Raw genomic sequence first — 7,895 nt, 5'->3', positions numbered from 1 at the left:
GCACCGGCGCCGCGGGCATCGCCGTATCCGTTCCCTAGGCCTCTCGGAGCCTTCCGGCGGCCACGGCCGGCACCACGGGATTGACCATCACTCCCGAACCGTGCTCACCGGCCGCGACGTGCCGGCGCCTGCCCGGTGCGTGCCACAGACCCGTCACGTGCACGTGCAGGTGCGCCTGGGGCCAGTGCCCGCGGGTGGGCCGCTGGTGGATCCACATCATCGACGGCATGGTGCCGCCCACCACCCGGTCGAGCCGGCGCAGCGCCTCGCCGAGCGTCCAGGCCATCTCGTCGCGGGACTGCGACGACAGCGACGGGAGGTCCGGCACATGCGCGCGGGGGGCCAGGCGGAGTTCGTACGGCCATCCCGCCGCCCGGGGCACCCAGGCCCGCCAGCCCCGGGTGCCCAGCACGACCAGGTCGTCCGCGACGCTCTCCGCGCACAACGCGCAGGTGCCGGAGCGCAGTTCGCGCATCGGGGCGTCGGGCGGCTCGGGGAACGCGAAGATCTGGCCGTGCGGATGGTCCACGGACGCCCCCGCCTCGCCGCCGCGGTTCTCGAAGACGAGGACGTAACCGGTGTCCGCCCTGCGGCCGAGCTCCCCGGTGCGCTCGGCCCACAGGTCGACCACCTTGCGCACCTCCTCCTGGCTCAGCCGGGCCAGGGAACCGGTGTGCCGCGGCGTGTACAGCACGACCTCGCTGGCTCCGGGCAGCGCGGGCCAGCGGTTGGGGAAGGCCTTGACGTCGTACGGATCCGGGGCCTCGGTGCCTCCGGGACAGAACGGGCACGGTCCGGTCCGCGTCTGCGGCCTGTCCTGCCGGTGCCCGGCGATCAGGACCTGCTGGCCGGTGAGCGGGTCACGGAGCACGCCGTCGCCGCCGCCTGCCCCGGTACGGCGGTCCGCGGTCCGCTGCACGTCGGTCACCGCGCCCCTCCCGTCCGGAGCGGGCCGCTCACCGCACCGGCCCGATCCGGCGCGGGCCGTACCCAGGTGAGTCCCCGGCGGGCCGTCTCCAGGAGGCCGGCCGCATGGGCGTGCAGGCCGGTGCCGGGTTCGGGCGCGGGCAGCACCTCGATGGACAGCGGTCCGCGGTAGCCGGCCCGGTGGACGGCGGTCAGCAGGTCCGCCGTGGGCTGCTTGCCGCGGAAGGGCGCGGTGCGCGGACCGCTGTCCGCCGACCGGGGCGTCCCGTCCGGGACCCCGCTGACGTGCACCCAGCCGATCGCGTCCGACGGCAGCGCGTCCAGCCACTCGGTCCCGAGTCCCGCCCGGTAGAGGTGGAAGGTGTCCACCAGCAGCTGTGGCCGGTGGCCGGTGGCACGCCGAGCGGTCCGCAGGATCTCCGCCGCGGCGGCGAGATGATCGGTGTCGTTGAGCTCCAGGCACATCCGCAGTCCGTGGCGTGCCGCCTGTGCGGCGAGCCGCCCGGCCCGGTCGGCGAGCCGGTCGCGGGTGAGCACGGCCATGTCCGGGCGCCGCCCGTTGAAGAAGGCGGAGACGCGGGTGCCGCCCGCCTCGGCGACGAGCGCGAACACCCGGGGGATCTCCCGGAGCCGCTGCTCGAACACCTCGTCGGGAACACTGCCGTTGTACGGTGCCGGCCACGGGCAGGAGAAGATGTCGGCGCGTATTCCGTGACGCGCGCACAGCTCGGTGAGCCGCTTCGGTCCGAGCGCGGCCAGTTCGGCCACGGGGACCTCGACCGCGTCGTAGCCGGTTGCCGCGGCCACCGCCACGTACTCGGCGAACGGCACGTGGAATCCGAGGGTGCCGGGATCGAGGGCCCAGCCGTCGAAGGCGGCGGCCGGCGTCATCGCCGGGTGCCCGCGGGTCGAGCCGAGGCCGTGAACGCCCGCGCCGCGGGCAGGGCCCGGGCCAGGGCGCGCGCGATGTCGGCGGCGTCGTCCGGTGTGATGCCCTCGTTCCAGTTCATCACGTAGCTCTCTTTCAGGAAGCGCTCCGCGTGGGGACAGTCGCCCCGGCGGTAGACGGGCGGTTCCGGGTGCAGGGACCAGGGCAGACCGTGGCGTCCCTCCTCGCCACGGCGCTGGAGGGCGGCGCTCAGATAGAGCGGCGAGGTGCCGATGTAGCCGGGGCTGAACGGCACACCGTCGGCCCGCAGCGACTTCTCCACGGCCGCGGCCAGTTCCGGCTCGTCGGCGAGTTCGGGCCAGCGCACGCACAGCGCCCACCAGCTCGCCCGCTCTCCCGGGCGCTCGGCGGCGATCGTCGGCCCGGGTCCGTCCCGCAGCGCCTCGACGACCACGGCGTACGACCGCCGCCGCCGGGCGATGATCTCGGTCGCCCGGCGGAGCTGGCAGAGGGCCACTGCCGCGGACAGCTCCGGCATGCGGTAGTTCAGGCCCACCACCGGATAGGCCCGGTCGCCCTGCCGGCCTCTGAGCCACCCCTTGTTCTGGATGAGTTCGGCACGCTCGTGGAACCGGTCCTCGGCCACGACGATCCCGCCCTCCCCGCAGCTGACCACCTTGGACTGCTGAAGGCTGAAGCAGCTGAGGTGGCCGTGCGTCCCCGCGTAGCCCTCGCGGTCGAAGCTGAAGTGCGCCTGGGACGCGTCCTCGACCAGAAAGACCCGGTGCGCGTCGGCGAGTTCACGCAGTGCCGCGGTGTCGGCGCAGCGGCCGAACAGGTGCACGGGGAGGATCGCGCCGGTGCGCGCGGTCATCGCCGCCGCCACCGTCTCGCAGGTCAGCATCCCGGTCTCCGGGGACACGTCCGCGAAGACGGGCACCAGGTCGGCCTGGAGGATCGCGATGATCGTGCCCATGTCGGTGATCGGGGTGGTGACCACCTCGGATCCCGGTGCGAGGTCCAGCGCGGCGAGGGCCACGTGCAGCGCGGCGGTCCCGGACGACACGGCGAGCGCGTGCGGCACGCCCAGGCGTTCGGCCCAGGCGCGTTCGAGGTCGTCGACGGCGGTGCCGCCCCACCGGGTAAGGGTCCCGCGGCGGAGCACGGCGCGCACGGCGTCCTCCTCCTCCGGGCCGAAGATCCTTCCGGAACCGTCGTAGGCCACCGGCAGCGGGGTGGTGCGTACGGGTTCCCCGCCCAGGAGAGCGGGGACGTCCGCGGTGCGCAGCAGTTCGCCGTTCAACGCGCCGCCTCCGTCCGTGACTCCAGGCGTACGGACTCGCCGGTGCGGGAGGACTCGTACACCGCGTCGAGGGTGCGCAGGACGTCGACGTGCCGCAGGGCGGCGAGTTCGCTCTCCCGGCCCTCGGCCAGGGACGCCAGGAACTCGGCCATGGGACCGGCGAAGGCGTCCGGGAACCACGACGTGGCCGTGGTGAAGGTCTCCTCGCCGGTGTCCGTCGTCACCCGCAGTTCCGTCGGTGTGGCGACCAGGGTGCCACCGGGTCCGGACACGACGATCTGCTCGGCGTCCGGGTGGTAGTGCCAGACGCCGTCGTCGCGGCAGGCCCAGTCCTCCAGCAGGTTCGCCACGGCACCCGACGCGAATCGCAGCACGATGACCGCCACGTTGTCGCCGTCGACGCCGAGCCCCCCGACGTTGCGGACCACCGAGTACACCGAGCTGACCGGCCCGAACGCCCAGTGCAGCAGATCGACGTGGTGAACGGCCATCTCGTAGGCGATCAGCCGGGGGAGACGGCTGCGCCACTGGTCGCCCTCCTTGCGGTTGAGGCCCCGGTTGACGAAGGAGACGAGGGGGTCGGGGCCCACCAGGCCGCGCGCGAGCAGCTCGCGCGCCTTGCGGAAGGTCGGCACCCAGCGGCCGTTGAGGTTGACCGCCATCGGGACGCCCAGGTCCGCGGCGCGTTCGGCGAGGTCCCGCGCGGCACCGCTGTCCTGGGCCAGCGGCTTCTGCACCAGCAGAGGTGGACAGGCCGACCCGCAGATGTCGAGCAGCTCGGTCAGGAAGGCGTGATGGAGAGGCGAGGGCAGCGCGACGTCCAGGACGTCCAGCCCGAGGGAGGGCAGTGCCGCTGCGAACTGCCGGGCGGAGGTGAAGACCCGGGGGCGGGGCACGTCCCCCATCGCGTCCAGGGCCCGGTCGATGGAGAACGGGTCGTTGTCGAAGAGGACGGCCGGGGTCAGACCGAGCTGCAGATAGGCGGGGATATGGGCAAAACTCGCGATACCGCCCGCCCCCGCAATTCCGATCCGGGTGCCTGCGGCCGGCCTTGCGTAGATCGGAGTCTCGTCCAGGGACTGGACGCGATGTCCGGTCCGCGAGGGCATGGACAAATTTCCTCCCGTAAAGGAAGCAGTTTGTGACTGGATTTGCCGACCGCATTGCAGTCGCGCTCCCATGAGTCCGCGTGGCACTGGCGGGCGGCAGAGGTCGACTCTTGATTGTGACTGATGACTGTGACAGCCTGTCAAGGTCCGATTGGGTGCACAGTCACGACGCGCTGTTGTGAGGATGTCTCACGCGAGGGGAACCGGAATGCCGACCGATCAGGCCGACGGAGGAAACCGCCAGCTGGAGAGCTACCTGGGGGAACTGGCGCGGGCCCTCGCCCTGCTGGACCGGTCGGCCGTGACCCGGTACGCCGAACAGCTGGGCCTGGCGCGGGCGGAGGGCCGTCAGGTCTTCCTCCTCGGCAACGGCGGGAGCTCCGCGACGGCCAGCCACCACGTCACCGACCTGCTGAAGACCAGCGCCGTGCCGGGCTGCGCGCCGCTGCGGGCGTACTGCCTCAGTGACAGCACCCCCCTCGCCACCGCCATCGCCAACGACATCGCCTACGAGGAGGTGTTCGCCTACCAGCTGGCCGCCTATGCCCGGCCCGGGGACCTCGTCGTCGCACTGAGCTGCTCGGGGACCAGCCCGAACGTCGTGCGCGCGGGGGAGACGGCCAGACGCAACGGCCAGCGGCTCGTGGCCCTGACCGGTGACACGGCCGCCGGTGTGGCTCCGCTGGCGGACCTGCACATCCGGGTGGCCAGCGGCAACCACGGTGTCATCGAGGACGTCCACATGACGGTCTGCCATGCGGCGTCGCAGCTGCTGCGGGCGGATCTGGAGCGGCAGCGGGCGGTCTCGGAGCGGCAGTCCGTACGGCCCGCCCGGGACGCCTCCCCGCGTCGTGAGGACGGCTCGCCCCCGCAGACCTCGCCGGTCAACGTGCCGGAGCCGGCGTGACCGTGGCCGCCGAGGGGACGCGGCCCGTGGTCTTCCTCGACCGGGACGGGACCCTGATCCGCGATGTGCCCCACCTCGGCGACCCCCGGCGGGTGGAGCTGCTGCCCGGCGCCGGCCAGGCCCTGCGCCGGCTCACCGCCGCCGGTTTCGTCACCGTACTGGTGACCAACCAGTCCGCCATCGGCCGCGGGCTGATCGACGAGACCGCCTACCGTGCGGTCGACGCGGCCCTGAACAGGCTGCTCGCCGACGAGGGCTGCCGTCTGGACGCCTCCTACTTCTGCCCGGAGGTTCCGCGGGGCGCCGACCGGACCGTGATCGAGCATCCGGACCGGAAACCGGGCCCCGGGATGCTGCTGCGGGCGGCGGCGGACCTGGGCCTGGACCTCGGGGCCGGCTGGATGGTGGGCGACATGGTGAGCGACGTGCTCGCTGGTCTGCACGCCGGCTGCCGAGGCGCCGTGCTGGTCGGGGCCGCACCGGTCGGCGCACTGCCCGCCGTGCCCGCCGGCTTCGTGCGCACCGCACCCGACGTGGCCGCCGCGGCGGACCTCGTGCTCGCCTCCCTCCGTACCGAAGCCCCCGCGCCGCAGGCCCGTCCCGGCGATGTCCGCACATCCGAAAGGAGCAGACCATGACCCACCCCATGTTCGACGACTACTCGGTGACCGATCCCAACACCGCCATGCACGGCATGACCGAGACCGTCTCCGCCTACGAGCCGACGATGAAGGCACTGTTCGTCAACACCTACGACGAGGTGCGGGTCCTGCTGCGCGAGCGCTCCCTGCAGAACGCCAAGATCAGTGATCCGCTCATGCAGATGCTCCCTCCGGAGCAGTACGAACTGCACCGGCCCATCAAGGAGTTCCTCGCCCTGTGGCCCCTGTTCTCGCACGGCGACCACCACGCCGATCTCAAGGAGGGGCTGCGTCCGGCGTTCACCAACGCGGCCCTCGAACCGGTCCTGGACTCGGCGCGGACGCGCTGCGCGGAACTCGTCGAGGAGGCCCGTGCCGCCGGGGCCGTGGAATGGGTCGGCGGCTTCGCGTACCCCTTCGCCCGGCATCTGATCGCCGCCCTCTTCGGGGTTCCCGAGCCCCGGCTGCGGCCCGCCGTCGCGGCGGCCGAAGGGATCGTGCAGTACATGGCGAAGCCGCTGTCGCTGACCGACGACGACCTGGCCCTGACCACGCGCAAGGCGCTGGACGCCCTCCGCTCGGAGATCCACGGCACCGTACTGGCCACCGGCCGGGGTCCGGCGGCAGAGGCGCTGCGCGCCATCGAGGCGTCGCCCGACCTCGGGCCCGAATCCGCGGTGGCCGCCGCCGCCCAGATCCTGACCGGTTCCCTGGACCCGCTCGCCTCACTGCTCACCGACGCCGTCCGGCACTGGAGCCGTGCCGAGGAACAGCGGGACCATGACGCCGACGCGCTCACCGAGGAGACCCTGCGGCTGGGCTGCCCCTTCCGCTTCGTGCAGCGGCACGTCAGCGCCCCGCTCACCGTGGACGGCCACGAACTGCGCCGCGGCGACCGCATCCTGCTCGGACTGGGGCCCGGGAACCTCGACCCGCGGCAGTTCTCCGACCCGCTGGCCTTCCGCCCCGGTGACGACCGGCTCGCCCACCTGTCCTTCGGGTTCGGGCCGCACTACTGCCCCGGGGCCGCGCTCGCCCGGGGCAGCATCACGGCACTCTTCGACGAGCTGCGGCGGACCGGTGCGGTGGTGCGCACCGACGAGACGGAACTGCGCCGCTCGCCCTATCTGTCGGTGGGCAAGGTCCTCGCCCTGCCGGTCACCTTCCGCTGAACCGCCGGGTCCGGTCAGCTCCGGTGGGAGTCCGTGGCCGGGGTGTCGCCCGGCGGCTCGTGGCCCTCGCGTCCGGCCGCCGGCGCCGCCGCCGCGGTCATGGCCCGCCGGGTGAGGGCCGGCGGGCGAGACGCCGGCGGAAGCTGGGCGAGCCGGGTGCGGCGGGCATGCCGGACGAGGTCCTCGGGCGAGAGCGCGTCGAGGCGTGCCCGCACGTGTTCCAGCATGCCCTTCGCGCAGGCCAGGACCGCGTCGTCGGTCAGCGGCCGGGTCTCCACGGTCATCTTCTCCCCGGCGATCTTGTGGAGGCTGCGGAACAGGTCGCCCATGTGGACCTCCCGGACGGTCAGCGACAGATGGGCGGACAGCCCGCTGTCGCCGGTGGCCCGGTGGGCGAAGCCGCGGGGAATGTACAGCACCTCGCCGGCCCTGAGCGTGGCCTGCATGACCTCCGGCGGCGGGTCGTCGTCCACCCTGCCCTGCTGCCAGTTGCCGTCGGCCGGCCCCTCGTGCACGTGCCAGTGCTTGCTTCCCTCGGTCTGGACGACCAGCACGTCGGCGTCGTCGCGGTGGAGTGGCACCCCCTGGCGGCCGGCCGGGGTGACGAAGCAGAAGGCCTCCACGGGCAGGCCCAGTTCGCCGGCGAGCGCGGCCAGCAGCTCCCGGGTGGGCCCGTGCCACTGGTCGACGCGGCGCAGCAGCAGGGTCGCGCCCTGGTCCAGCAGCGCGGAGATCTTCCGCTCGTCGGCGAACCCGTCGTGCCGTTCGCTGTACATGGGCCGGGCGCAGAGGTAGTCCGAGGGGCTGAGCGTCAGGTCGGCGCGGGTCATCTCGACATAGGGCTCGCGCAGCAGCCCCGTGGCGAACGCGGCGTCGACGTCGGCGAGCGTGAACGGGCTCGGCGCCCCGCCGTCCGGCCGCCTCCGACGCGAAGGCGACCGAAAGCC

At 73.2% G+C, this 7,895-nt stretch carries 8 protein-coding genes; 3 read left to right on the top strand and 5 right to left on the bottom strand.

The features are described 5' to 3' along the window. Positions 1-34: 34 nt before the first annotated feature. Genes ABZ646_RS34685 through ABZ646_RS34670 form a run of 4 tightly spaced genes read right to left on the bottom strand, consistent with a single transcriptional unit; the run spans position 35 to position 4,228 of the window. On the bottom strand, positions 35-928 hold the full coding sequence (locus ABZ646_RS34685; RefSeq protein ID WP_360527969.1) for a DUF4931 domain-containing protein: 894 nt from the start codon (positions 926-928) through the stop codon (positions 35-37). Continuing rightward, complete coding sequence (locus ABZ646_RS34680) at positions 925-1,818, bottom strand: sugar phosphate isomerase/epimerase family protein (RefSeq protein WP_360527965.1); 894 nt, start codon at positions 1,816-1,818, stop codon at positions 925-927. The genes ABZ646_RS34685 and ABZ646_RS34680 overlap by 4 nt, the downstream gene beginning before the upstream one ends. Next, positions 1,815-3,119, bottom strand: a complete 1,305-nt coding sequence (locus ABZ646_RS34675) for a DegT/DnrJ/EryC1/StrS family aminotransferase (protein WP_360527962.1) — start codon at positions 3,117-3,119, stop codon at positions 1,815-1,817. Before ABZ646_RS34675 ends, ABZ646_RS34680 begins: the two co-directional genes overlap by 4 nt. Next, positions 3,116-4,228, bottom strand: a complete 1,113-nt coding sequence (locus tag ABZ646_RS34670; RefSeq protein ID WP_360527959.1) for a Gfo/Idh/MocA family oxidoreductase — start codon at positions 4,226-4,228, stop codon at positions 3,116-3,118. Before ABZ646_RS34670 ends, ABZ646_RS34675 begins: the two co-directional genes overlap by 4 nt. Positions 4,229-4,436: 208 nt before the next feature. On the opposite strand from ABZ646_RS34670, the gene ABZ646_RS34665 reads away from it, so the two are divergent. Genes ABZ646_RS34665 through ABZ646_RS34655 form a run of 3 tightly spaced genes read left to right on the top strand, consistent with a single transcriptional unit; the run spans position 4,437 to position 6,948 of the window. Further along, positions 4,437-5,135, top strand: coding sequence for an SIS domain-containing protein (locus ABZ646_RS34665; RefSeq protein ID WP_360527956.1), 699 nt, complete (start codon positions 4,437-4,439; stop codon positions 5,133-5,135). Continuing rightward, positions 5,132-5,773 carry an HAD family hydrolase gene (locus ABZ646_RS34660; RefSeq protein ID WP_360527952.1) on the top strand — a complete coding sequence of 214 codons (642 nt, stop codon included), beginning with the start codon at positions 5,132-5,134 and terminating at the stop codon, positions 5,771-5,773. The genes ABZ646_RS34665 and ABZ646_RS34660 overlap by 4 nt, the downstream gene beginning before the upstream one ends. After that, positions 5,770-6,948, top strand: coding sequence for a cytochrome P450 (locus ABZ646_RS34655; protein WP_360527949.1), 1,179 nt, complete (start codon positions 5,770-5,772; stop codon positions 6,946-6,948). Before ABZ646_RS34660 ends, ABZ646_RS34655 begins: the two co-directional genes overlap by 4 nt. Before the next feature lie 14 nt (positions 6,949-6,962). Here ABZ646_RS34655 and ABZ646_RS34650 read toward each other — a convergent pair. Next, on the bottom strand, positions 6,963-7,895 hold a 933-nt coding region (locus ABZ646_RS34650; RefSeq protein ID WP_360527946.1), incomplete at its 5' end, for a cupin domain-containing protein.

The organism is Streptomyces sp. NPDC007162 (genome assembly GCF_040634175.1).
Lineage (GTDB): Bacteria > Actinomycetota > Actinomycetes > Streptomycetales > Streptomycetaceae > Streptomyces.
Note: the sequence above shows the minus strand (reverse complement) of the source record. Positions and strands in the feature narration are given on the sequence as shown.